Genomic DNA, 25120 nt, shown 5'->3' on the forward strand with positions numbered 1-25120 from the left:
GACCGGGTCGCTGATTTCGAGCGGTTGAGATGCCAACAGATGTACTTACCCCTCGGCGAAGAATAAAGTGCTGCTATTCGCTCTCGGATACAGTCCACCGCAGACAGACCACCTCACGTCGTTGGTCGAGACAATCCGAACCGCTTGAGACCCACAAGGAGTTCGTTGATGCCCAAGGTGTATGTTGGCAATCTGGCCAGTTCGGTTACCAGTAGAGACCTTCTGACGCATTTCTCACGCGCGGGAGAGGTGCTGGGGGCGTTGGCAGTTACGGATAAAGTATCCGGACTCTGCCGCGGTTTCGGCTTTGTGGAAATGGCGGAACTCGCCGACGTTGTGCTCGCGTTCAGCCTGTTGAACAACACTCTCCTTAACGGACAACAGATAAAGATCGAAGCTGATCCATCGCTAAAAAATGGCAAGGCCCGAAATCGGGCGGTGCAATCCTTGCGTGCACCTGAATCGGAACCTGGACCGGACGAGGCCTAAAAATATTTGGCGGCGGCGCGAAATTGGGACACCCACGACTTTGCGGTCAAGATGCTCGACTGGTCTGCGGCGCGCGGTTCAACGCTGGAATACAGATGCCGCAGATGCGGCCGTAACTTCCACCAGTTTACCGCCACAAGTCGGGACATCTGGGCCGTCGACGGAGAAGGTGGGGCGCTGGAGGGTGTCGTGAGCGAGTCGATGGCTATCAGATCAGTGCCCCCGTCTCTTCAGTGTGACGGATGACGAAGATCGGAAGCGGTTGTTCAAGGCTGTCGGCTGGTAGCGCGTCATGAGTTATCTCCTGACCCTGCTAGTTTCCAAGGTCGTTGCAATTAATTACACTATAAGTGCAAATAAACACCGGGCCTTTAATAGCTTGAACGGTAAGTTGGCCAACATGAAGCAGCACCACCGCGAGGGGGTTGGAAAAGGCCGTCGAGCTCGCGTGCGGCGATCTCGCCCGCTTCGCGACCCCAATGCATCGCCGATTTAAAATGGCCCGCACCATCGGCTCCTGATCGACGCCCGACCAGACCGCGGCCTTAAGCGGGCATAAGACAAGATCTGTTTTCGATCCCTACAACATCGTCGCGGAGGACGAGCTCGCACGCGCTATAGAGAGAGGTTTTCGACGATCTCGCCGCGCAGCCCCAAGCACCGGCCACTCTGCCGCTCAAGAAGAAAACCGAGGGAGGGCGCCTTTGAAAACCGCCACACAACCTCCACACTTCGGCACGATCGGCAGGTTCTCGGCCTCGACCAGATTAGCGAAATCTTCGATATTTCAATTACTTAGCTGGTGGGCAGGGAGTGAATCGAACACTCGACACAAGGATTTTCAGTCCTTTGCTCTACCGACTGAGCTACCTGCCCACCGTGACAGCGGCCGGATCTGTAGGCGATGCGTACAGCGAACGATCATTCGTATCCTCCCGCTCAGTCCCTTGCAATAGAACAAAGAAACTTCCCCGATTTCACATATTGCCCTTCCGGAAATGGATGAATCTGCGGAACCCGCGGATTTCGCAGGCTCCTACCTGAACAGCTTAGCGCACCGCGACTCTACGAAATCGATCACCTTGCCCTCCAGGTTTGCGTTGTCGAGCCGATCGATTTCCTGCACTCCCGTCGGGCTGGTGACGTTCACCTCGGTCAGGTAGTCGCCGATTATGTCGAGGCCCACAAAGTAAAGCCCGTCCTGCTCAAGGCGGGGCTGCAGCGTCTTGCAGATCTCCTGATCGCGGGCGGTCACCGGCGCTTTCACACAGGTCCCGCCCACGTGGATGTTTCCGCGATGTTCGTCGTCGCGCGGCACGCGCAAGGTACATCCCAACGGTTCGCCGTTCAGCGCGATCAGGCGCTTGTCGCCGCCGCGTACTTCGGGCACGTATCGTTGCGCCATTATGGGACGCGTTTCGAAGCGGGTTGCCGATTCCAGGATCGCGCCTAGGTTCCGGTCGCCGCTATGCGCGAAGAACACCCCTTCGCCGCCGTGTCCGTCGAGCGGCTTCACGATCATCTCGCCACCCTGATCGATCAAAAATTTTCTGAGCCGGGATATTTGGTAGGTCACTACCGTGGGCGGGATCACCGATGGAAAATTCAGCGCGTAAAGCTTTTCGTTTGCTTCGCGCAGCCCGGCCGGATCGTTAAGCACGAAGGTGCGCCGCGGATCCGCCAGCGACAGCAACATGGTTGCATAAAGGTAGGGCGCATCTGCCGGCGGGTCCTTGCGCATGAACACCGCCTCGAAGGCCTCGATTGGATAGTCGGCCCCCTTGTCGAGAAATCGAAAATGCGGCGTCGCGCGCTCCACTTCGCAGCGCCACGCATGCATCTGCACCTGCCGCCCGACGGCGTAAAGATCGCGCAATCCCAGAAAGTAAATCTGGTGGCCTCGTTTCTGGGCCTCGAGCATGAAGACGAAGGTGGTGTCTTTGTCGATCAGCACCCCTTCGAGCGGGTCCATGATGAAAGCGAACTTGTACACGACGCGTCTCTCCTGACTTGTTGCCTCGGCGCTCCGCTATCTGTCTTCCTTACGGCTCCGCCTACCCAGCTTTGCTGTAAAGCCACTGTCCGACGAGCGCGAGGGCAGCTATAGCTGCGGTCTCGCTGCGAAGCCGGTTCGGACCAAGGCCAACTGCCACGAATCCCACGGCGATTGCCTCCTCCAGCTCCTCCCGCGCGAAGTCGCCCTCCGGCCCTGAGGCTATTAGCAGACCGCTCGGCCTTTCCTTTCCCATCAGACGCGTCATCGGTTCCGACCCTGGCGAGCAGATCAATGCGAGCGTGTCGCGCGGTACGCTTCGAATCAAGGTGGCGAAGGGCACGGCATCACGGACCCGCATCGGTGGCAAGGCCAGGCTCTGCTTAGCTGCCGCCGCGGCCAGCCGCTGCCAGCGCAGGATTTTCTCCTTCCCGGGCAGTTTGCCTACCGTCCTGGCGCTCACGATCGGCCACAATTCGGTCGCGGCAAGCTCGGCCGCTTTTTCCACCAAAAAGTCCATCCGCGGCCCCTTGATGATGGCGGGGGTAACTATCAGAGGTGGCCGCGGGCGCGAGCATTGCGACGAGAGGATTTGAACCAGCGCGCCTTCGCGATCGTAGCCGCTGATGGTTCCCGAATAGCTCCTTCCTTCCCGATCAATCAGTGTAACCGCGTCGCCGCGTTCCAACCGCATCACGTCACGCATATGATGCGCCTCTTCGCGGGCAATGCGCGCCGTCCCCCGCAAGTCGGGAGCTGACTGAAGCGCAAAACGTGGTGCCGGCTTCATTTCGCCATCACCGGGGTGGCCCATCCCCGGCTGCGAGTGATTGCAACCGTCCGCAGCCCGCGAAACGCGGCAAGGACCTCTCTGACCTCACTAGCTAGAATCCCGCTCAGCACGAGTCTGCCCTTGGGCTTGAGTCGCCGCGTAAGCAGGGGCGCCATCCCGATCAAGACGGTGCTGAGAATATTCGCGGTAATCAGGTCGAACCGCGCCGCGACTTGCGCAAGCGGCTTCGCAGAGAACCGGATGCCCGCGGCCGTCGTATTGAGTTTCGCATTCTGGCGCGCGTTTTCCAGCGCCTGCTGGTCGATATCGATCGCGGTGACTCGCGCGTTCAGCGAAGCCATCGCAAACGCCAGCACGCCCGACCCGGTACCTACGTCGAGGGCATTTCCATAGGATCTTTGCGCGAACAGCTTTTCAATCGCGCGCAGCGCGCCTGCCGTTGACGGGTGGCGCCCCGTGCCGAATCCAAACCCTGGTGCAATCGTGATGCTGATCCGCTCCGGTATCCGTTTTTGGTCCCACGGAGGTACGATGAGAAACATCTTGCCTACCTGAAATGGCGTGAACCGGTCCTGCCACTTTGTGGCCCAGCCCGGATCTTTGATTTTCTTCGGCTGCCGTGCGCGCGACCGCGCCGCCAGCATTCCTCCGTGGCGCATTGCCGTGTAAAGACCGCTGACCTGGCGGCGGTTGGCAATGGGAAAATAGGCTTCCAGCGTCAGAATCCGGCGCGGTCGTTGCCGCGGCTTTTCCATCTCTGCAACCGCGCAACCGAGAGCGCCCTTGGAAATCAAAAATCCCGCGATCTCATCAGCCATCACGGCCGGCACTCGAAAGGTGGCCTTTGCGTAAGTCGCTGTCATCGAGCGCTTGCAGTATCTCATCGCGAGCCGGGCGGTTCGAGATACCTGTGGATTACCTCCGAATAACCGCGCCCCTCGCATTTGCGCTCGCGCGACAGTCAAACATAAGCTTTGGTGCAGTTCCTTCCCGATGAAGCCGTCAATCCTGAACATAGCGCATCGCGGAGCGAGCGGAACGTCTCCCGAGAACACTCTGGCCGCGTTTCACGCCGCGATCGTAGCCGGCGCGGAGATGTGCGAACTCGATGTGCAGCCGACCGCTGACCACGCGCTCGTGGTCATCCACGACGACACCGTCGACCGCACCAGCGACGGGCAGGGTGCGGTTAAGGAGATGACGCTCGCGGAACTTAAACGCCTCGATGCGGGGGTGCGTTTCGGCGGGGCGGCGGGATCCAGTGAACCGATTCCGACGCTCGATGAAGTATTCGCAGCAACCGCCGGCCAGTGCGCACTCAATATCGAGCTGAAGTCCGGTCAGGTGGAGAAAGAGGTCATGGCCCTGATGCGCAAATGGAAGGCGCTTGAGACCTCGATGGTCTCAAGTTTCGACTGGGGTAGGCTCGCGCGGATGCGTGAACTCGAGGTCGCGGTGCGAATCGGGGTTCTTGCCGAGAAAAACGTCCCGCAATTGTTCGACGCCGCCGCGCGGTTGTCTGCTTATGCCATCCATCCGCGCTTCGACCTGGTCACCTCAGAGCTGTGCGATACGGCACACGCCCGGGGCCTTAAGGTGCTGGTGTGGACCGTCGATGCGCCCGAGCTGATGCACCTGCTCATCGGCTACGGCATCGACGGTATAATGACGAACTATCCGGCCCGGCTGCGCGAGGTGCTGAGCGAATATGGGACGATTCGGTGAAGATAAGATCGAGGAAGTCCGTCAGCGCGCCGACATCGTCGAAGTGATCGGGGCGCACGTGCGCCTCAAGCGCACCGGGCGCAACTTCGTCGGTCTCTGTCCATTCCATCAGGAGAAAACTCCCTCGTTTTCGGTGAACGCGGAGCGCGGGTTCTTCCATTGCTTTGGATGCAACGCCGGCGGCAGCGTCTTCAACTTCATCATGAAGATGGAAGGACTGACGTTTCCGGAAGCCGTGCGCTCGCTCGCGCAACGGTACGGAATCGAATTGCCCGAGGAAAAATCTGGCGGCGGACCCTCCAAGTCCGAGCGCGATTCGATGTACCTGGCCAACCAGACCGCCGCCGAATTCTTTTCCCACGTGTTGTGGAAGACGCCCGAGGGTGAGCAGCCGCGTAAATACCTGGAGTCGCGCGGCATTAGCAGAGAGACCGCGCTGGCGTTTAGCATCGGGTTTGCACCCGCGCGTGCGCTGGCCCTCACCAGGGCGCTCGAACGCCGCGGGTTGCGCGAGGCGGGCGTAAAGCTCGGGCTGGTCAAGAGAGACGCCGAAGGATCACGCGATATGTTCCGCGCGCGCCTGATGTTTCCCATCCGCGACGTGCAGGGCAGGGTGGTCGCTTTCGGCGGCCGCGTTCTCGATGATCGCCAACCCAAGTATCTGAATTCGCCGGAGTCTCCGCTCTATTCGAAGACGCGAACCATCTACGGATTGTATGAAGCCCGCGCGAGCATCGCCGCGAAAGATCGCGCAATCCTGGTCGAAGGTTACATCGATGCGATCACGCTCGAGCAGGCCGGCTTTAAGGAAGCGGTTGCGGGCTGTGGCACGGCCTTGACGGTCGAGCAGTTGCGTCTTCTGGGACGACAAACCAAGAACGTGATTGCGTGCTTCGATGGCGATGATGCGGGCCGCAAAGCCTCCCTGCGCGCGCTCGGAATCTTTCTTCAAGCGGGGCTGCTCGGCCGGGGCATTTTCATCCCGGCCGGGTTTGACCCGGATACCTTCATTCGCGAGCGCGGGGGTCGGGCGTTCAACCAGCTCGCGGACTCCGCCGAGCTGCTGATCGACTACTTTCTACAGGAGCAGTCGCGCCACGCGACCAGGTCGCTGGAGGCGCGGGCGCGTGCTGCGGAGCGAGTGGCCGAGATGCTTAAACTGGTCACTAACCGGTTTGAATTCGAGCTGCTTGCCAGTCGTGCGGCATCAATACTCGGGATCGGGGAGGAAGTATTACGGCGGGAGGGACGCGGCGGCCGTGGCGGTCCTCAACGAACCGTCACTCCGCCGCGGGCCCGGACCCAATCCGCTAACGCTGGCACGCGCGCCGAGATCGGGTTGGTCTCGATCGCGCTGCTTCACCCCCAGCTCCGGCTCCAGATCGCAGAGACTGAGGCCGCGAAAGATTTCGCGGACTCCGAGCTCGCCGCCGCGCTGGTCGAGATTTGCGCGAGTGACCGACCGTACGCTGCGATGGAAGCCTGGATCGCGGAACACCTTACGGCAGAACAGCTGTCGCAATTTTCTGCCGCGGCGGTTGGTCCGCTGATCGAAGGTCTCGAGCACGCGCGCGTGTTGGTTGCCGACTACGCGACCGCTCTCGAACGCAGACGCCACCAACGCGAGGTGGACTCACTGAAACGCGATGTCGAAGAAGCATCCGCCGGCGGTGCGAGCGACGACGAGGCCTGGAAGAAGGCGCAGGCCTTGATTTCGCTGCGGCGCGCGTCGGATGTGCGGCGATGAACGTGCACATTCACTAAACGATCGTTTGAGACACCCCTTAAACAGATGCGCTCAAATTGGTAACATGGGACGATTGCCCGATGGTTCGCGAAGGGCCCATAGCTCAGCCCGGTCAGAGCTGCCGGCTCATAACCGGCTGGTCCCAGGTTCAAATCCTGGTGGGCCCACATCAGTACCGATTGAATTTCTTCCAACACACACGAGAGGTCACGCCTTCCTGATGCGGTTGTGCGTGCATAGGGGAGGTTGCATTGCCTGAAGAGATAGTCCGGCTCATGGGGTTGCAGGTTATCGATCGCCAGCTCCAAGAACTGGAACAAACGCTGACCACAATCGCCGGAAACGTGGAAGGGTTGCGCGAGGAGAACGAACGGAATCAATCCGAACTGCAGCGCCTGGTCGAGGAAGATCAGCAGAACACTGCCGCCCGCAAGAAAGCTGAAAAAGAGCTGGCCGAAGGAGAGGCGCGAATCCGCAACAAGCGCATGCGCCTCAACCTGGTGCGCACCGATAAGGAACTCCAGGCCCTCACCCACGAGGTCGAAGCCCTCAAGGACACCAATCTCCGGCTCGAATCCGAAGTGCTCGCCCTTACCGAGGCCGCCGACCCCCGCACGGCCCGAATCAAGGAACTAGGCGAAGCGATCGCAAAAGGGCGTGCCGCCCTGGCGGAAGGCGAAAAGGAAATTGCGACACAGGTTGAAACCCTCAAGAGTTCGATCGCGCAGAAGCGTCGCGCGCGCGATGAAGCCGCTGCCCAGATTCAGCCAAACCTGCTGCAGCGCTACAACACCCTCTTCACCCGCCGCCAGGGAACCGCCGTTGCACTGGCAAAAGGCGGAACCTGCATGGGCTGTCGACGCCTGTTACCGCCGCAGTTGTTCAACGAAGTCCAGAAACATCTTCAAATCCACTTCTGCCCGAACTGCCAACGAATTCTGTATTACGAAGACAAACCAGCCGCCGAAACCACCTGAAGTGCGACGCACTCCCAAAACCCGAGGTCCAGAGTTGTTCCCGTTTTGGTTGTTCCGAACTAAGTGAAGGATCTCGTGTGGCCCCGCTCCTCATTCCTTGGGCCTCCTCGCATCAACGCCACGTGCCCAAGGAGCATTACCGTTAAATAGCGCAGCAGCGTTCTATGCGGCCGAACTTCAGCAGCTAATCGGCACGGTGCGCCTTGCCGCGCGCGCGATGATAGAATCTGCTCGCCGGAGTGAGCTAGGCGATCGCTTTCCGCAAGGAGAGAGGAAAGTCCGGGCTCCATAAGGGCAGGGTGGCCGTTAACGGCGGCGCGGAGCGATCCGCGGAAAGTGGCACAGAAAATAGACCGCCCACGTGGGTAAGGGTGAAATGGTGGGGTAAGAGCCCACCGGCGCGCGAGTGATCGTGCGCGCATGCCAAACCCCACCCGGAGCAAGACCAAATAGGAGGGTGAGCGGCCCGCTCATAGTCCCTCGGGTATGGTCGCTAGAGCCGGCGAGCAATCGCCCGGCCAAGAGGAATGATCGCCGCCCGCAAGGGTACAGAACCCGGCTTACAGGCTCACTCCGGCCTTGTCATAAATCAGCGCCCGTATGTGCGCGAACTTGACCGGCACGCTGGCGGCTTCGTCGGCACCACCAACGTCGTCGTAAGGGCGGTGCGATCTTGAAGAAGGCGGAAACGGGTTTTAATCAGCCGCCGCGGCGGGCGCGCATTCGCGGGCCGGGTGCGCGTTGATGAGACCGGACCGCTGCCAGCTCCGCCCCTGCGCCTTTGCCGGCAGGAGTTTTAGGGGTTGGACGTAACGGCGCTTTCTTCGTGCCCATCGCAACGACCGCCGTGCGCATATAGTCCGCCAGTTTTCGGTACGCGCCCATCCCCTCGGCATTCTCGCTTACCGAGCGCAGTTTGGCGGCGCTGATAACGCTGCCAATTCTCAGTTCGACTTCGTGGTAGTGTGGAAGCAGGCTGCCTTTGCCGAGAACCTTGTGCGTCCCCCGAATCAGAATCGGCAGCACGTCGCAGCCGCTACGCAGCGCGAGATAGCCAGCACCACTTTTGAATTCGTGCACCGTTCCGTCGGGGGAGCGTGTCCCTTCGGGGAACATCAACACGCTTTTTCCAGCCCTGAGTTCCGCGAGCGCATCGTCGAGCGATTCCAGTTGCGCGCGTTCCCGATCAAAGGGGATCAGCGTGGTGAAGTTCGAGGCCAGAAAGCGGCGCGCGCCTGTGTTGAAGAAGTAATCCTTGGCAGCCAGCACGATCAGATCGTCCCCAATCGCGCCCAGCGCGTACCCGACCAAACCAAAATCGACGTGGCTTGAATGATTCGCGACGACCAGCACGTTGCGGTTGGCGGGAACATTTCCCCGTCCCAGCACTGTGGGCTTGAGCCAGCCGGCGAAGATCGCGCGCTGCGCGCTGCGGGTCGCGGCCCGCGCAAGCCTGCGGATCGGATTGGGCAGCATGGGCGTGAAGGGTTCTGCAAAGCGTGCATACGACGGGAGTCGGGCGCGGCCGTTCGAAGTCTCGGTCGATCCCAGTCGCTGCAGGTCGGCTACGGTCCTCAGGTCGGTAGTTTCCTCCGGGCCGATCTCGCGCCCGGCGTGCTGGGCAATATGCTCGGACAGCTCGGCCATCGCCAGCGAGTCCAGTCCAAGGTCCTCGATCAGCCGAGTTGCCGGGGTGAGATTGACCGCATCGCTCGAAACCTGCGCGAGCGCCTGTGCAAGCCACGGTTCGATTTCCGCACTGTTTGCTACCACCAGCTGGTCCGCGGTGCTTTCCAGCATTTGGCGCAGGGTCGCCACGACTTCGTTGCGTTTGATCTTACGCGTCCGGGTGCGCGGCAGCTCTGCCTCGGTAAAGCGGAGAATCCGAACGTGCTTGTGGGGGCTGAGCCCCCGCGCAATCTTGTCGAAATCCGCGCGCAGGCGATCTTCAACCGAGCGCCGGCTTTCGCCGCGGGCGTAGGCCGGAACCGCCAGCGCCGCGACCTGCTCACCTTCGCCGACCTTGAGTCCGACGACGGCCAACTCCTTGAGATATTGGGAATGGCCGTAGGCCTCTTCGAGCTCATCGATGTAGATGTTGTTGCCGCCCGAATCGACGATGACTTCCTTGGCGCGCCCGACGACGTAGAGCATGCCCTGCTCATCAAATCGTCCGAGGTCCCCCGTATGCAGCCATCCGTCGCGCAGTACTTCGTCGGTGGCGGCTTGGTTGCGGTAATAACCCGCCATGATGTTGGGGCCGCGCGCTACGATCTCACCGATGCCGCCTGAATCGCCGTCGAGCTTCACCTCGATGCCGTTCAGCGGCCGACCAACCGAGCCGACCGTAAGTGGTTCGTCGGGACGCGCCGCGCTCAAAACCGGAGCGGCCTCGGTTAGCCCGTAACCCTCCAGCAAGCGAATTCCGATGTCGTTGAAGAACCGCGCGACGCGCTGGGGCAGGGCAGAGCCGCCGCTGACCGCGAGTCGGAGCCTTCCGCCCAGCGCATGATGAACTTGCCTGAACAAGACCGAGCCGAGGTTGATTCCCGACTCGTCATCCAGGCGCCGGTTGAGATTGCGCAATTGCCCGAAGGCCGCGCCGAAAAACGGCCCGCGCCCTTCGACCTCGTCCATGATCCGGCGATGAACCGCCTCCCAGAGCGCGGGCACCCCGATAAGCGCCGTGGGCCGGATGTCAGCCATGATGCGCGAGAGTTCCTTGGAGTCGAAGTGCAGCGCGTAGGCGATAGTGGCGCCGCTTGCGAGGGGAAGCAGTAGGCCGCAGGTGAACTCGAAGGCGTGATGAAGCGGCAGCAGCGAGAGCAGTGTGTCCTCGCCGGAGAGCGAGAAGACTCGCCCGATCATTCCGACCTCCGCGCCGAAGTTTCCGTGGGTGAGCATGACGCCCTTGGGCGTGCCGGTACTGCCCGATGTGAAAACGATCGAGGCGAGGGTCTTGCGATCCGGCGGGGAAGGGGTCGCTACTTTGCGGCCGAGGATAAACGGCCGGGACAGCTCGGCCAGGTCGAACTCGGTGATCCCGGAGACCGCATCGCGAATGCCGCTGCCTAATCGCTGCGCGACTTCGGCGGAAACCAGGGCGGCCCGCGGTTGCGCGATCTTGCAAATTGGGGTCAGCTCCTCGGCAGAAACCAGATGGTCGAGCGGCACCGCCACCGCTCCGGCGAACAGAATCGCGAAATAGGCCAGCACCCAGTCCGGAGAATTTTCGGAAATCAGCAGGACGCGATCGTCGGGCTTGATCCCGCGCTGCGCTAACAGAATTCCGGCCCGATGCGCGCGATCGCGGAGCTCGCGATAGGTGACAGAAGTCCGGGTCCCCGAGGCAGTCCGTGCGATCAACGCCTCGGAAGAGCCGTAGCGCTCGGCCGCGCGGTCGATCAGATCGATCAGGTGACGAAAGCGCGGCAGCGGCGCGCGCACGCGCGTGTGCAGATCGAGTTGCGGGTAGATATGACGGCGCAATCCCGGCATGTGGATGTCAATCCAGTAATGGCGCCAATCGATTTGCTCGGGCCGAAACGGGTGCTGGGCCACATCTTGCGCGCGCAGCGAGGAGTAGAGCGCGCGGATGTTAGCGCCGTGGAAAGTGTAGGAGAGTTCTAGGATGTAGGGCCGATAGATATCGACCAGTCCGCGCGCCAGGTCGGTGTTTTCTTTGAGCGAATCGATACGGTTCTCGATCTTGCGCAACCGCCGCTGCGTGTTCCTACCTACCGGGCGTATCAGGTCGATCGTCCGCTTGAGAAGGCGCGGCAGCATCTCACTGGCAAGGTTGTAGGTTCCTTCGGATACGGCGGTTGCTTCGAGATGCCGCGCGAGCCAGCCCATCTCTCCCTTGTCTCTGCCGTGCTCCCGACGATTGGCGAGTCCGGTCAGCTCGACCAGACGGCGCATCGACATCGGATTCCGATCTGACGTGCAGAGCTGATAGATGGGTTTCTGGCGTCTAAGAAGCAGCGCCGCGAGAATTGGGATCATCGCGTGTGCCGCCAGATCGACCGGGATTACATCGAGCACGAGCTCTTTCTTGGCGGGGTAGAACCGATAACCGCGCCCTGCCAGATAGGTTAGGGGTGCACTGGTGTTGACGCCCTGGTTCCATCCCGGGAATGGATCCGCCAGCGCACCTTCGATGACGGCGGGACGTACTACCGTTACGTCGAGGCGGTCGCGCGCGGCGAGCACCAACTGCTCGCCGAGGCTCTTGGTGTAGCTGTAAGTATTGGGCCACCCCCAGATTAGCGAGCGCTGTTTGCCGACTTCCTTGAGGCGCTCTTCCACCCATCGCTTGCGGCGATGCTCGATGGCGCGCGGCTCGTCGATGCCGGTGTCATCCTCCTCGTCCACTGCGCCACGCAATTCCGCGTTGCGGACGTGATCACGTGATTCGGCCTCAACTCGAGCAATCGCACCGAGCGCATCGCGAATTTCATACTCGAGGTTGAAATTCTTTTTCCCGACTGGGCACCAGTTCTCCGGAATGTCGTCTTCGTACCGATGGCCATCCGCTGCTCCCGCGACATAGCACGTGGAGATGTGCAACATCGCGGCACCGGACTTGCGGCAAAAATCGAGCACGTTGGCGACGCCCGTGGTATTCACCTCCATCGCCTTGGCCAGCGAGGCCTCGAAATTGACCAGGCCGGCGCTGTGCACGACCGCGTCGAGGCTATCGCGCTTGAACGGCTCCGCGCCCTGGCTGAGGAGGCCAGGATTGGTGATATCTCCAGGCACCACGGCAATCTTGTCCTCGATATGGCGCTCAAAGCGGGAGCCCAGGTCTTCGCGCAACGGGGTCATGACCGGAGAGTCGAGAATCTCGCGTCGAAATCGGTTCAGGCTGCTGCGCTTGTCGCCACGGATAAGCAGGTAGATTCGCTCCACCTCAGGGTGATGCCGCAGCATCAGCAGGAGAAACACTTTGCCAAGAAACCCGGTACCGCCGGTGAGCAGAATTCGGCGATGCCGGAAGATCTGATCGAGCGGCGGCATCGCAGCTGCCGCCGCGTGCCCATTGTTACGGCTATTCGACATCAGCAATCACTATCGGCGGCAAATGGAGATAGGTGATGGTCGCCGAGCGTCCCAGCTCGGCGGTTGCCATCGCGATGGCTTCATCGAGAGTATCGGCCGCGTCCCAGCCCAGGCGCGCGGCGACTTCGGGTTCTTCGCACCCCGCCGCAATCACCCGGCCGACGTGCTGGCGGGCGGGCTCACCCCAGTACCACATGTAGAATGGATGCACGCCGTGGTAGGCGTGGCCATAACGATACATGTGGATATAAGTCGGGTTGCGCGCGAATTCCTCTTCGAATTGCTTTTCGAGCTCGGTTGCTTCGGTCGTTTCGGCGAGACATCGATGGAAAAACTCGATGTAACTCGGATGATGCTCGGGATGGAACTCGTCGCGCAGCGGATGGCACAAGATCACAGTACCGCCTTCCCGCACCAGCGGCTTGCCTCGATACATATTGAAGAGGTAGCCGAGGCCGGTACACTGCACCAGGACCGGGTTCATGATCGAGTTGACGTTGTAGGGGCAGATGAAGGGGACGCCGAGGATCAGGATGTCGCTCTGGCCCTTAACCGGAACCGCGTATTGTTGAAAAACGCGCGCGAGCGCCTTCTGATGAACCGCTTCCGTCTCGCCCGCCCACACGCCCGTCATTCCATACGGCGAACTGTAGTTGTACATGGCCTGGCGGCGGAAATCGTTGGTCATGTTGCCGAGCGCCCACCGGAAAGCCTTCAGGCGGGTGCGATCCCAGTCTGTGAACCGGTCTTCGTTCTTGTGTAGAAAATCCAGCGTCGGACCGAACATGCGGGTGTTCACCGCGGACTCTACCGTGAAAACCCTCAGGTGTTCGTTGACAATTCGGCCCATCCGATTGGTACTGCGATGCATTCCCGAACGGGTCGGGTCCATATATGAGTGCGAGTCGCGCAAAGTTGCGGCGTTGTGGTGATGACGCAGGCTCTGGTAGGGCGCGAGGCCGACCGCAACCGACTTGTGACCGCCATCCATCGGGACCAGGTTGATATTCACGTAGATGACCAGGTCGGATTCGGCGGCGCGTCGCGAGAGCCAGACCTCCTCGTTGTGATCCGTCTTGCCGAGCATGACCAGCTCGGCTTTGTTTTCCCCGTCAAAGTTGTAAAGTCGATCTGGCCAGAATTGCTTGAAAACCTTCTCGCCGACCATCCGGCGGATCTCCGCTTCGGTCATCCGCCGGTGCAGCGCGGTCGCAACAACTAGATGGACGTCGTCGACGCCGTAATCAGCCAATGTCTGTACGACCTGGTTTAGGATGCGCTCGCGGATGTCGGGACGGCGCATCTGCGGCAAGGGCAGGCTGATATCGTCGATCGCGATAGTAATCCGCATGTTCGGATTGAGCTGTGCGAACAGCGGGTCAGCGTTCTCGGGGCGGAGTAAGGCGTAGCGAATTGCCTGATCCGGATCGGGCAGCTCGTCGAGCGGCGGCGGCGCATAAATGACGCGGGTCCCGATCGGCAGCTTTTCGTAGAGGTATTCGTCGCCATAGGCGATCAGACGGTTCTCGGAACGGCGATTCACCGTGACCACCAGATCGCGCCGCGCGCCAACCTGGTGCTTAAGGTCGGCGGGTTTGAGTTCTTTGAGCTTCGCTTCAGGACGCGCCATCCGCGGATCTCCCAGGAAGTTCAAGGATGGCGGCGCCGGACGCCTCGTCCGACTCGTCATCGGTGGATTTGTCAAATCGCAGGATCGGCCACTGGCGGCTCATCGCGGCTGCACGCAACTTGCGATCGGGATTCACCGCTACCGGGTGCCCGAGCGCAACGAGAAACGGCAAATCATAGTGAGAATCCGCGTAGCCCCAGCACTTGCGCAGATCGAAGTTGTGCTGGGTGGCGAAGCTCGCGCACCAGTGGGCCTTTTCGTCCGCGGCCATAATCGGTGGCGCAAGTCTGCCGGTGGCGCGGGCATGAGAGATGATCAATCGATTAGCTGCGAAGTACCTAATCTCCAGCTCACGGCAGAGCGGTGCCACGATGAAGTCCGGTGATCCGGTTACCAGAACCGGCTCCAGACCGATTTTGCGATTTGCTTCGACCAATTCGATAGCGGAATGGTACAGGTGCTTGATCAGCACGCGGTCGCAGTATTCCTGCCCGAGCTCGACCAGCCGGTCTACGGAAACACCTTTGAGACACTCGAACAGCACCTGATTCAGCAAGCGCCGGTCCTTGCGCTCGGCCAGGAACAGCCTCGGAGCGCTGGCCGCCAGCCCGGCAATCGAACCGATGCGCCGATGCCACTCGCCGAGGTTTGTCAGGACGAAAAGCGCGGCGTGCACCAGGTTGAGGTCGGCGAGGGTGCCATCGAGATCGTAGAAAGCCGCGCCCGACGCGGCTTTGCCGCGTCCGTTCCGTGACGGTTTTGAGCCTAAAACTGACATGTCATTCTATTTCGCGGTAAATAAAAAGCCGGACTTGGTGCCGCAAGCGCCGCTCCGCTTGACCGCGTCGAGCAGCTCCTGGCGCGCCACACCACGCAGCCCGAAGTCGAGGACTTCCTCCACCAGCTTGTCGGTATCAGCGGCGGCGCTCCGCGAGAGCAGGCCCACCACTTCCTTTATCGCACCCAGAATGCAGTACGCGATCGCACGGGTGTCGCTCTGGCGTACCAGGTGCATCTCGATGCCTAGGTCGAGCGAACGCTGGATGAGCGCCGCGATGCGGTCATAGAAGTTAAGAATCTTCTCATCTAGGTCCCGATCGAACCCGGTCGAATGGTTAAGAAGAATGTCGGTCAGCTCACGTTCATCAAGGACATAGGTGACGACGCGGCGCAGGTTGGCGCGCAGCTGTTCGACGGGGTCGGGGCTCTCGGGACCGACGCGCAGGCGAAGGATACGGGACGCCAGTTCGGTGAGAACCTGTTCAAGGAGTTCTTCGAAAAGATCTTTTTTGTTTTGAAAATAGAGGTAAAAGGTACCGCGCGCGATCCGGGCGCGGCTGATGATGTCCGCGACGTTAGTGCGATGATAGCCCTTGCGGGCGAAAATTCGCTTGGCGTGGCGCAGAACCTGTGCGCGCCGGGCCTGTCGTTCCATCCCGTTACCTTGCCGAAGTCTAGAGGCTAGTGACGGCGGGCGGGACTGTCAAATCAGACGGTCCACAGAATTGTTGGGTTTTCCACAATTCAGGGCGGATAGATTCGGCCGGTAAGTAGGCATAAATTCGCAGAAACCATAGGTTTTTAGGGTCGACCAATGACGGAGGCGGAGTTCTGGAACAAAGCGCGCGAAGTCGGCGCGAAAGCGACCTGGGCGTATCTGGCGACCACCAGAGGCGATCAGCCCAAAGTGCGCGTTGTCCACCCGGGAATCGAGGGCAAGTGCGTGTGGGTCGCGACCGGCCGTAGTTCGGCCAAGGCGAGACAGATAGGGAAGAACCCGCGGGTCGAGCTCTTCTATCAAATTGGATCCGACATGGTTCATCTGACCATCACGGGTCACGCGCGGTTCGTCGAGGATCCCATCGAGAAACAGCGAGTTTGGGAAGGCAAGATTTTCGACTACGAGTTGGGACAGTTCTGGCCGCAGGGTCCTGGCTCGAAGGATTTCGGCTTGCTGCTGATTGAGCCCGAGAGCGCTGAGCTGACCTCTTTGCATGACATGACCCAAGGGAAAAGTCCCGAACGATGGCGGGTTTCGAAGTAGGGTCGACCCGCACCGCCCCGCGGTGCGCATTCTCCCGTAAGTTTAAATGCAAGGATGACCCCTAGCGGGGGGTTAGCCGCGGACGCGCTCACGGGCGAAAATTGCGCGCTCCTCGGCGGACATCTTTTCGCGGATGCGTGAACCTTTGCCGAGATGCCGGTAGCGGCCGCCTTCCGAGAACAATTCCTCGTAAGGCTCGGCAGGAATCCGCTCGGCGGGGGGCTCATCGCCGACTTTAACTCCGAGCGCGTCCTCGACCAGCTTGGTGTCGTACATTCGGACTGCATCGTAATCAGTCAGCAGTGCGCAAACTTCGACGCAGATGTAGCAACCGATGCATTCCTGGAAACGGTCTTGAACAGGCTGCACGCCGCGGCCCGGCACCGAGCCCGGGCTAAGATATTCGATACATTGCACGGGGCAGAATTCGGGGCATTTGCCACAAGGAAAGCACAGGTTGATGTCCATGAACGCGACTTCGCGTGGACGCTTTTTCTTGTGCCCAACATCTTCGGGGGTTTCTGGGATGCGATCTTCCTTGAGCCGGCGCTTGATGATTTCTATGGCGCTCATGAAAGTATCTCACACCGGTGCTGTGCGAGCGGTCAAGCTCGACCAATATGCAGCGTCAGCTATTTCAACGCACGGACGTTCCCATCCGAGGAGGCGACGTACACGGTGCCCGAGGTTCCCGCACTAACCTGCACTACGGTACCGAGATCCCGGGCGGACCATTCGAGGTTGCCGCCGAGGTCGAGCATCACCGATGATGCAGCGACATCCAGCGCGTCGAAAATAGTGCCATTGCTAAGCGCGGCGATTGCACGCGGCAGCGGCACAAGTGATTTTGATGACCACTGGACCGTACCGCTTGAATCCACCGCATAGAGGGCATCGGAGCCAAAGAAGATCAGTCCGGTGCCGCTCACCGAGGGTCCCGAGGTCACTGCCGCGCCGCTTGGCACCCGCCAAATGATCGAGCCCGTGCTTGCATCCAATGCATATACGCCACCCGTGGACGAGCCCACGTACACGACGCCATTGGCGACGGCCAGCTCTCCGGAAAAGCCACCTTCGGGAGCGAAATTCCACAGCGAGCTTCCGTTGGCGGTCGCGGCAACAAGGTCTCCGCCGTTGGAAGCGACCGCGACGCCACCGGGTATGATCACTCCACGACTTGGATTTCCCACCGGCAGGCTCCACAACGTCTCACCGTCACTGACTGCGATGAGGTTGCCGCTCTCACTCGCGTACACGGCGGTGCTGTCGGCTGCTAGCGGGCCGTTGCCGGTTCCCACTTGCGCCTTCCACTTGGGACGGCCGCGATTGTCGAGCCCATAGATCCACGAGGTGGTTCCCTGCGCGAAGATGGTTCCGTCTGGGGCGACGGCCGCGGCCAGCCCGCCTGCGGGCCGGTCGAAGACCTGGTGTCCCGTTGTGTCAATCGAATGAAGCATTCGGTCGCTGGTGATGAAATTAGCGGTGCCCTCCGCACCCGATACAATTGGGCCGGCCACCGGTGCATTCCCATCAAAGGTCCACAGCACCGTCGGGCCGGAATTACTTTGTTCCTCCGCGTTCGAAATCTGCGCCGCCGCGGCGGCTGGCGTCGGGGTCACAGTCGCGCATGGGGGGCAGGAGCCGGAGCTTACCCCGACACCCACGGTGACCGGCCGGGATGTGATTCCACTAGAACTGGCGTTGATACACGCGCAACCATCGTTGAGGCCCGTGTATTGTCCGCCATGGTTGCTCGTCGGCGGCTGAAGCACTTGGACGCTCCCCGGAGGGCTATTGTTGGAGGTCCAAAGGGTGCTGATGGCGTTGGTGATGTCCGTGAATGTAGTCTGCTTGCCTCTGACCAGAATTCCTTGAGCATTGAAGTTTATCGAGACCCCGCTGCCGGACACGGCGGTGCTGGTCGCCAACGGTGAGCATGCGGTCGGAGTAGGGGTTGGCGCGCCGGAAGCGGTGGGGGTCGGTGTTGGTGGTGGCGGTCCCTGGCAGATGTTGATGCCCGCCAGCGCGAATGCGGGCGAAGGGCTCGCGGTGGGACAAAGGCCCGCGACGAATATTCCTTTGCTGTTGAAGGACCCGAAGCAACTGCTTCCGCCTCCGCAACTCGCCATTGTCACGCCCAGAACGAACACACCCACCGGGAGGACTACCAACCATAGCTTCCACCGAAACATCGAGCACTGAGCTTTGACGGCGCGTTGTGGCGCTGTCAAGTACGAATCGCAACTAAGCGTCGGTCAGTACTAAACCATCGTGATTAGCATCGAATCGCGGTCACTCGGGTGTACGGGGTGACAATCCGACGCTGGAGAGAATCGAGAACGATCCTGTCAGGCCAGCGCGCGTGTTCGTCACGTCATATGTCAACGAGCATGGGCGTACCAGGTTCGCCCATGACCTAGCTAACGCTGGGCAACCTCTCGTGGCGAATGTAGTAGTCGACCCTTCCGGTCTAGGCAAGATTTTGCTTTGCCAGGCTCGTCTACAACTGCGGAGACGTTTTCAACTCGAAAACTGAGGATGCTGCGCCAAAAGGTCGCCAAAAAAAGCGGGCGTTAGGAGAGGGGGGGAACTCTCCAACGCCCGCCCGTTCGTAGCGGCCGTCCGCATTACGGTACGGACGGTGTCCCCGGTCAGTGGGAGGAGCAACCAACCGGGTCGGTGCCAGAGCCTTGCACCTACTGGAATAGACGCAGACGAATTCAAAATAATTCATTGCCCAAAATTCTTGGAAAATAGCCCCTCCGCGCCGATGGTTCCTCTGTTGCGAAAGGGCCGGCACAATTAAACTCGCCATTTAGGAGGAACAATAGAAATGGAATATCGGAGGCTAGGCGGCACGGGTCTCAAAGTGGCCGAGCTGTGCCTGGGATGCATGACCTTCGGGCGCGAGACCGATGAAGCCAACGCTCGCAAAATCATCGATCGCTATCTCGAATTAGGCGGTAATTTCCTGGATACCGCCAATGTGTACGCAGCTGGCGCGTCAGAAGAAATCACCGGGCGAATCATCAAGGAGCGCCGCCAGTCGCTGGTCTTGGCGACCAAAGTCCGCTTCAATGCCAATGTTTTCTTGGGTAAACCGGTTCCCCCCAATGATATCGGGCTGTCGCGGGGTCACATCATGACCGAAGTCGAGCGTAGCCTCCGGCGGCTACAGACAGACTATATCGACCTGTATCAGGTACATTCGTGGGATTTCGAAACGCCCATCGAAGAAACAATGCGCGCGCTTGATGACCTGGTGCGCCAGGGCAAAGTTCGCTATCTGGGCGCCTCTAACTTCATGGCCTGGCAGCTGATGAAAAGCCTTTGGGTCAGCGACAAACACAACTACGCGCGTTTCGATTGCCTGCAGCCTCAATACAGCCTAATTTCGCGCGAAATCGAGCGCGAGATCCTGCCGCTTTGCCGCTCCGAACAGGTTGGTGTAATTCCTTGGAGTCCACTCGGAGGTGGCTTTCTGACCGGCAAATATCGCTCCGGGGAGAAGCCTCCGCAGGACAGCCGACTGGCCAAGCTCGACCTATGGGGACGGCTTGCGAACGAACGCAACTACCGGACGCTCGAAGCGGTTGAGAACCTCGCCAAAGAGCGTGGGCGAGGTATCGCGGAAGTAGCGCTCGCGTGGGTGAATCAGCAGCCCGGCGTGAGCTCGGTCATCTATGGCGCGCGCACGACTCAGCAGAACGACCAGAATCTCTCCGCGCTCGGCCTTCGTCTGGAACAAGCTGAACTCGACGCTCTGGACAGAGCGAGCGCGTTGGCGCCCGAGTATCCAGGCGCAATGCAGACCCGCAATCAAAGCCGTCGCTAGGAGCCCAATGGAGGAGATGGTAGCCCACGAAAATATCGTTTGGAGCGCACATCGCGTCTTCCTCCGGACCGGAAGCGACGTTCGGTCGGTACTGCCGGTAATTGAAGCCTGGACGGGCCACGTCCTGCTCGGCTTGGGTCGGCACTCTTTTTGGCCGCAACCGGAACCTCGGCGTTCGGCGACGGCCGGACTTGGCAGTTGACCTCGAAGGCAGTATGTAGACTTTGCGTAGGTTCGCGACAGGAGTTGAGAGGCACTAGAAGGAGGTCCTTATGCACGTCGGCTACGGATGCGTTTTTCAAAATCCTGAAAACAAACTTTCCGACCGCGAGGTCTGGCAAAATGAAGTTCGCCTGGCCGAGATGGCGGAGCCGCTCGGCTTCGATTCGGTCTGGGCGGTCGAGCATCATTTCGATGACTACACGATGTGTCCGGACCCGGTTCAGTTTCTCACCTACATGGCGGGCCGGACCCGGAAGGCGCTGCTCGGCTCGATGGTGGTGGTGCTGCCTTGGCATGACCCGCTGCGGGTCGCCGAGCAGGTTGCACTGATCGATCACATGTCCGATGGGCGGTTTATCTTCGGAATCGGGCGCGGTCTCGCACGCATCGAGTACGAGGGCTTCCGCATCGACCAGAACGAGGGGCGCAGCCTGTTTGTCGAATACGCCGAGCTGATCATGAACGCCCTCGAGAAGGGCTACATGGAGGGCGGCTCCTTCACCAAGCAGCCGCGCCGCGAGATTCGTCCGCTCCCGTTCAAGTCTTTCAAGGGACGCACCTACGCGGCGGCGGTCTCGCCCGAGTCCATGCCGATCATGGCGAAGCTGGGAGTGGGTCTGCTGGTGATTCCACAGAAGCCGTGGGAAGCGGTCAAGAAGGACTTCGAGGTCTACCATCAGGTCTGGCGCGAAGTGAACGGCACCCCTCCGCCCAAACCACTCAGCGGCGGATTTGTTTTCGTCGACGAGAACAAGGATCGCGCTGAAGAGCAGGCGATGAAGTGGTTGTCAGGTAACTACAGGACCGTGATCAAGCACTACGAGATGCAATCGGAGAAATTCGGTACCTGGAAGAGCTACGAATCTTACCAACAGATCAACAAGTTTATCGCCAAGCACGGTATCGAAGGCGCGGCACTGGATTTTGCGAAGCTGATGCCGTGGGGGACCCCGGATATGGTGCTGGAGAAGCTCCAGTTCATCCGCGACACCATAGACGCACGGGGATTCATGCTGAATTTCAGTTACGCGGGGATGCCGTTCGATGAGGTGGAACGAAATCTCAAGTGCTTTGCTAAGCACGTGCTACCTGAAGTGAAGAAGTGGCCAGCGGAACCGCTGGGTGAAGGAGCCGAGCTCCCCACGCACGCGGCGGCTTAAAAAACGGTTCGAACGAGGCAAACACAGGGGCGATCGGAAACGGCCGCCCCTGTTCTTTTTCTACAACTCGAGTTTGAAATTCTTGTAGTCCGCGCCGGCAAATGAGATGCGCCGGGGCGTCACCCGGATCATCCGGAGCGCTTCATTGGCAAAGAAGCGCTCTTCGAAGGGATTTTTCCTGATGAAATGGTCTTTGAGGGCGTTCCACTGGTCGCCGCGCGGAATTTCGCTCGCAGTCCCATAGATAGTGGCCCGATTCACACGGAAGGTGGGGATGTCGCCCCTGTCACGATCGTCGATCTGAACCGTGACGCCCGGCCGTTCGATCAGGTTTCGGTACTTGTCGCTATCGCCCATTATGAATAGCAGTTCGAGTTCAGAAGTCTCGGCAAATGCCTGCATCGTGGCGGTCGGCCATTCTCGCCCCTGAGTGGAAAAGACCGCCACGTGCTGACTTCCAAACAGGTCAAGCAGCTTCTTCTTTTGGCTGTCATCCATCATGGTGGTCGTTGTACTACAGGCCCTTGTCAGGAAACATCAGTCCAGGGCGCCCTTCGCCATAGTGCTCCTCCTCTCCGACCAAGACGGTTTTGATTGGCTCGTCCTCGAGAAAAAGAATTCCCTGTCGCGCGGCCGGCCAAAACCGGCGCGCAGAACGAAGAGTGGTTCAAAGGCGCGGCGATACTCCCACGCCAGGAATATCTGAAGTCCAATCACCAGGGCCGCCGGACCGGCTCCGGCCGGCGCTAGCAAAGCATGAAACAAGGCAATGTTAACGACCACTGGCGCAAGCAGCAGCAGAGCGATCGGAACCAGTATTCCGCTCAGTAGCATCAAGCCGGCCACTATTTCCGTGCTCCATAGAAGCGGCATCATATAACCGGTCTTAGCGAGCGCAGCGGTAAACGTAGCCGCCTGCGTTGGCAGGGCGGGCTCTACCGCATGAAATATGGCAGCCGCTGGAGCCGCGACAAAGATTAGGCCAAGGAGACTTCGTAGGACGATGGTCAATTTATAATTCATCGATAAATGCTCTTTGTGTAAGTTACCGGCTTGCTACACAGCAGATGCGTCTCCCATCTGCAGTCGTGCGCCTGAGTCCGAAGCAGCAATCGGTTCGCCGAATCTGGAGTACAGCTGCCACACGGTCAGGGCGATGCTCACCATCAACAGCGGAACGTAGAAACTCACAACCATCCACGTAACACCGGTTGCTGCCCCGAACAGGTTTTCGTGGATGCCGTTGGAAACATTCGAGACCGTATCGAAAGCGGTTGTGATCACAAGCAACCAAGTCAAAGCGGCGGCGCCTTGAACTCTGTGTCGGAGGGCCAGAATCACAACGAACGCGAGCGCCGCGCCGGCGAGGTCTCCGTAGACGAGCCGCGTCAGGGCGGCATCGGAGATCGGAAATCCGGCGCGCTGCGCGGAGTAGGCTTGCAGCGCGACGTAGCGAAAGACATGCGGCCACACCAGGGCCGTCAGCGCCGTAGCTCGTTCCTGTCGAGCGAGCCAGGGCGCGACGTACCAGGATGCGACGCTGCCGAACACGAGCATGCTCGTCAATTGCGTCAGTCCCAACGCTGTTTTCAGTCCCATGTTCTCTTCCTCCCGAGCCACCGCGCGCCCTTTATTTTTCGGTCGAGACTTGCCCCGTCCGAATCGGCGCAAAGAAGTTAATGAGATTACCGTCCGGATCGCGGAACAACATCGATCGATTGCCCCACGGCTGATTGGTGGGCTCAAGCACGAATTCCGTGACCAGCTTTCCCAGGCGACTGCGCTCGAGATCGACGTCGGCGACCTGAAAATCGAAAACTACTGATCGATTAGAGCCCGGCTGCGTGGCCCGCGCTCCATATGCGTCCATTGTCTGTTGGCTTGAGATTGCCAGCGCGGCCCCGCTGGCCGCGAATTCGACATAAGCGTCACTCAGGAAGTTCGGGGTGATTCCGGTCACCTCGCGATAGAAGTTCGCCAGGGCGCCTACGTCGGCAGTAACGATTCGAGCGAACGACAATTTCATGATTCCTCTTTTGGCCGGTCGTCTTGTCGGTGTCCGGCGACTTTGCTGTCAAATCATAGACGGCGCAGCGCGTCGCTCGTGACAGCCGAGTGCGGCCCTGGGAGGTGTCGGTTTGAAGTTGAAGAACCAGCGCCGTGCCAATGGGTGCCGCGCGACTCTTCTTGAACACCGCCGACTAGGAAACAACCGGGGGACACGCCGGCAGCTCTCCAGCAGACGTCGGTGAGGTTACTAATTCGCCAGAGGTTGGTGAGATCGCAAATGGCGATGCTCGTCGGCAGCGCAATGGCTTTGTCGGGCGAGGCGAAGCGCAGAACATGGTCCGCGTAGTGTCGGCAATAGGTAACTGACTTGCTGCGCGAACCCAGGAAAACCTGCCCGGAGCCCGCCGACTTGGAGCTGCAACGCGATTTTTTATCTGGCTTGGTCAGCAGCGTTTTTGGTTACGACCCGCTCGACGGCGGACGCATTTGCTAGGCGTTTTCTGCCAAGGAGTGCAGTTTGTCCGGGTCGGCAAGAATGAAGATGTTGCGGATGCGGTGTCTCACCACGTCGAAGCTCATCACGCCCAAGGGTTTGCCATCCATATACGTCACAATGGCGGGGGCGAGATTGATGTCGCGAATTTCGAAGGTAATGGCCTGCGGCGCTTGCGCTTGTCCTGCCAACAAGAACTTGGCGACGCGGTGATTGCCGTGCAGCGGGCGGGTGAGGCTGCGGACGGCCCCGTAACGAACGCCGTGAGCGCCTCCGTCAGCGTAAAGCGTAACCTCCGGGGCCAGAAGTTCGAGTAAGTTCGTAAGGTCGCCCTGTCGCGCCGCGTCCAAAAAGCGCTCGACGATTTTCCTTACCTCCGTGGGACTGATTGCAAATCGCACCCGCCCTCCCTGCATGTTCTTTCTGGCGCGATTGACGATCTGCCGGCAATTCACCGGAGTCTTTCCTACGATTCGCGCGACCTCCGGGTAGTCGAAATCGAAAATTTCATGTAGCAGGAAGGCGGCGCGCTCCACGGGGGCGAGACTTTGCAGCATGGTCAGAAAGGCTATTGAGAGCGACTCCGCCAAGGTCGCGCTCTCCGGTGGTAGAGCGAGCAACGGCTCCGCCACTGGCTCCGGCAACGTCATTCCGGATGCGACTTCGCGACGTGTACGTGCGGAACGAAGATGATCCAGGCAAAGATGCGTGACCACGGTGCACAGATAGGCTCGCACATTGTCAATTTTCTCCTGCGAGAAAGCTTCGACGCGCAGGTAGGTGTCTTGCACCTTGTCTTCCGCATCGGCGACGCTGCCGAGCATCCGATACGCGATCGAGAACAGGAGCGGACGGTAAGATTCAAAATCCACTGCTTACCTTGACAGGCGCTGGACGCTTGCGCTCGGCTGTGTTGCGCCGCGCCGCGCAAGCCACTCGGA

22 protein-coding genes, 2 tRNA genes and 1 other RNA gene are annotated in these 25120 nt (G+C 60.2%); 10 read left to right on the forward strand and 15 right to left on the reverse strand.

All coding sequences use genetic code 11. The features are described 5' to 3' along the window. Positions 1–168: 168 nt before the first annotated feature. Positions 169–489: an RNA-binding protein gene (locus VGI36_12770; protein ID HEY2486020.1), complete on the forward strand. Its 321-nt coding sequence runs from the start codon at positions 169–171 to the stop codon at positions 487–489. An 800-nt stretch (positions 490–1289) separates the two neighbouring features. Here the strand turns inward: VGI36_12770 and VGI36_12775 are convergent. From VGI36_12775 to VGI36_12790, 4 genes are all read right to left on the reverse strand, one after another. Continuing rightward, positions 1290–1365, reverse strand: a tRNA-Phe gene (locus VGI36_12775). A 160-nt stretch (positions 1366–1525) separates the two neighbouring features. Continuing rightward, on the reverse strand, positions 1526–2482 hold the full coding sequence (gshB, locus tag VGI36_12780) for a glutathione synthase (protein HEY2486021.1): 957 nt from the start codon (positions 2480–2482) through the stop codon (positions 1526–1528). Between the two features lie 61 nt (positions 2483–2543). Continuing rightward, entirely contained in the window at positions 2544–3272 is a 729-nt protein-coding gene (locus VGI36_12785; GenBank protein HEY2486022.1) for an RsmE family RNA methyltransferase, read from the reverse strand. After that, positions 3269–4138: a 50S ribosomal protein L11 methyltransferase gene (locus tag VGI36_12790; GenBank protein HEY2486023.1), complete on the reverse strand. Its 870-nt coding sequence runs from the start codon at positions 4136–4138 to the stop codon at positions 3269–3271. Before VGI36_12790 ends, VGI36_12785 begins: the two co-directional genes overlap by 4 nt. A 130-nt stretch (positions 4139–4268) precedes the next feature. On the opposite strand from VGI36_12790, the gene VGI36_12795 reads away from it, so the two are divergent. The 5 genes from VGI36_12795 (at position 4269) to rnpB (ending at position 8303) form a co-directional block, all read left to right on the forward strand. Continuing rightward, a complete protein-coding gene (locus VGI36_12795) occupies positions 4269–5000 on the forward strand; it encodes a glycerophosphodiester phosphodiesterase family protein (protein HEY2486024.1) in 732 nt (243 codons plus the stop codon). After that, a complete protein-coding gene (dnaG, locus tag VGI36_12800) occupies positions 4984–6747 on the forward strand; it encodes a DNA primase (protein HEY2486025.1) in 1764 nt (587 codons plus the stop codon). The genes VGI36_12795 and dnaG overlap by 17 nt, the downstream gene beginning before the upstream one ends. Positions 6748–6839: 92 nt before the next feature. Continuing rightward, positions 6840–6914: transfer RNA gene (locus tag VGI36_12805), tRNA-Ile, on the forward strand. 84 nt (positions 6915–6998) lie between these two features. Next, on the forward strand, positions 6999–7724 hold the full coding sequence (locus VGI36_12810; GenBank protein ID HEY2486026.1) for a C4-type zinc ribbon domain-containing protein: 726 nt from the start codon (positions 6999–7001) through the stop codon (positions 7722–7724). A 236-nt stretch (positions 7725–7960) separates the two neighbouring features. Next, positions 7961–8303: RNase P RNA component class A (rnpB, locus tag VGI36_12815), an RNA gene on the forward strand. 120 nt (positions 8304–8423) lie between these two features. Here the strand turns inward: rnpB and VGI36_12820 are convergent. Genes VGI36_12820 through VGI36_12835 form a run of 4 tightly spaced genes read right to left on the reverse strand, consistent with a single transcriptional unit; the run spans position 8424 to position 15850 of the window. Further along, the gene (locus VGI36_12820) at positions 8424–12785 is read right to left on the reverse strand and encodes an AMP-binding protein (protein ID HEY2486027.1); all 4362 of its coding nucleotides are present in this window, start codon (positions 12783–12785) and stop codon (positions 8424–8426) included. Further along, positions 12775–14415, reverse strand: a complete 1641-nt coding sequence (locus tag VGI36_12825; GenBank protein HEY2486028.1) for a lactate racemase domain-containing protein — start codon at positions 14413–14415, stop codon at positions 12775–12777. The genes VGI36_12820 and VGI36_12825 overlap by 11 nt, the downstream gene beginning before the upstream one ends. Next, on the reverse strand, positions 14402–15193 hold the full coding sequence (locus tag VGI36_12830) for an HAD family phosphatase (protein ID HEY2486029.1): 792 nt from the start codon (positions 15191–15193) through the stop codon (positions 14402–14404). The genes VGI36_12825 and VGI36_12830 overlap by 14 nt, the downstream gene beginning before the upstream one ends. 6 nt (positions 15194–15199) lie before the next feature. Then, the gene (locus tag VGI36_12835) at positions 15200–15850 is read right to left on the reverse strand and encodes a TetR/AcrR family transcriptional regulator (protein ID HEY2486030.1); all 651 of its coding nucleotides are present in this window, start codon (positions 15848–15850) and stop codon (positions 15200–15202) included. 159 nt (positions 15851–16009) lie between these two features. Between VGI36_12835 and VGI36_12840 the strand changes: the two genes are divergently transcribed. After that, entirely contained in the window at positions 16010–16459 is a 450-nt protein-coding gene (locus VGI36_12840) for a pyridoxamine 5'-phosphate oxidase family protein (protein HEY2486031.1), read from the forward strand. A gap of 72 nt (positions 16460–16531) precedes the next feature. Here the strand turns inward: VGI36_12840 and VGI36_12845 are convergent, their stop codons facing one another. Continuing rightward, positions 16532–17032 (reverse strand): hypothetical protein, encoded by a 501-nt coding sequence (locus VGI36_12845; GenBank protein ID HEY2486032.1) that lies wholly within the window; start codon positions 17030–17032, stop codon positions 16532–16534. Positions 17033–17091: 59 nt separating this feature from the next. Next, on the reverse strand, positions 17092–18078 hold the full coding sequence (locus tag VGI36_12850; GenBank protein ID HEY2486033.1) for a PQQ-binding-like beta-propeller repeat protein: 987 nt from the start codon (positions 18076–18078) through the stop codon (positions 17092–17094). A 259-nt stretch (positions 18079–18337) separates the two neighbouring features. Here VGI36_12850 and VGI36_12855 point away from each other — a divergent pair, with 259 nt between their 5' ends. The 3 genes from VGI36_12855 to VGI36_12865 all read left to right on the forward strand — a co-directional run bounded on the left by VGI36_12855 (position 18338) and on the right by VGI36_12865 (position 21676). Beyond that, the gene (locus VGI36_12855; protein HEY2486034.1) at positions 18338–18661 is read left to right on the forward strand and encodes a hypothetical protein; all 324 of its coding nucleotides are present in this window, start codon (positions 18338–18340) and stop codon (positions 18659–18661) included. A gap of 631 nt (positions 18662–19292) precedes the next feature. Further along, positions 19293–20294 (forward strand): aldo/keto reductase, encoded by a 1002-nt coding sequence (locus VGI36_12860; GenBank protein ID HEY2486035.1) that lies wholly within the window; start codon positions 19293–19295, stop codon positions 20292–20294. Positions 20295–20566: 272 nt separating this feature from the next. Beyond that, entirely contained in the window at positions 20567–21676 is a 1110-nt protein-coding gene (locus tag VGI36_12865; protein ID HEY2486036.1) for an LLM class flavin-dependent oxidoreductase, read from the forward strand. Positions 21677–21736: 60 nt separating this feature from the next. Here VGI36_12865 and VGI36_12870 read toward each other — a convergent pair whose 3' ends face one another. From VGI36_12870 to VGI36_12890, 5 genes are all read right to left on the reverse strand, one after another. Continuing rightward, entirely contained in the window at positions 21737–22174 is a 438-nt protein-coding gene (locus VGI36_12870; GenBank protein ID HEY2486037.1) for a pyridoxamine 5'-phosphate oxidase family protein, read from the reverse strand. A gap of 39 nt (positions 22175–22213) precedes the next feature. Continuing rightward, a complete protein-coding gene (locus tag VGI36_12875) occupies positions 22214–22699 on the reverse strand; it encodes a DoxX family membrane protein (protein ID HEY2486038.1) in 486 nt (161 codons plus the stop codon). A 33-nt stretch (positions 22700–22732) separates the two neighbouring features. After that, on the reverse strand, positions 22733–23275 hold the full coding sequence (locus tag VGI36_12880) for a hypothetical protein (GenBank protein HEY2486039.1): 543 nt from the start codon (positions 23273–23275) through the stop codon (positions 22733–22735). A gap of 31 nt (positions 23276–23306) precedes the next feature. Then, complete coding sequence (locus tag VGI36_12885) at positions 23307–23702, reverse strand: VOC family protein (GenBank protein HEY2486040.1); 396 nt, start codon at positions 23700–23702, stop codon at positions 23307–23309. Positions 23703–24175: 473 nt separating this feature from the next. Continuing rightward, entirely contained in the window at positions 24176–25051 is an 876-nt protein-coding gene (locus VGI36_12890; protein ID HEY2486041.1) for an RNA polymerase sigma-70 factor, read from the reverse strand. Between the last annotated feature and the right edge of the window lie 69 nt (positions 25052–25120).

The organism is Candidatus Binataceae bacterium (assembly GCA_036495685.1).
Taxonomy (GTDB): Bacteria; Desulfobacterota; Binatia; order Binatales; family Binataceae; genus JAFAHS01.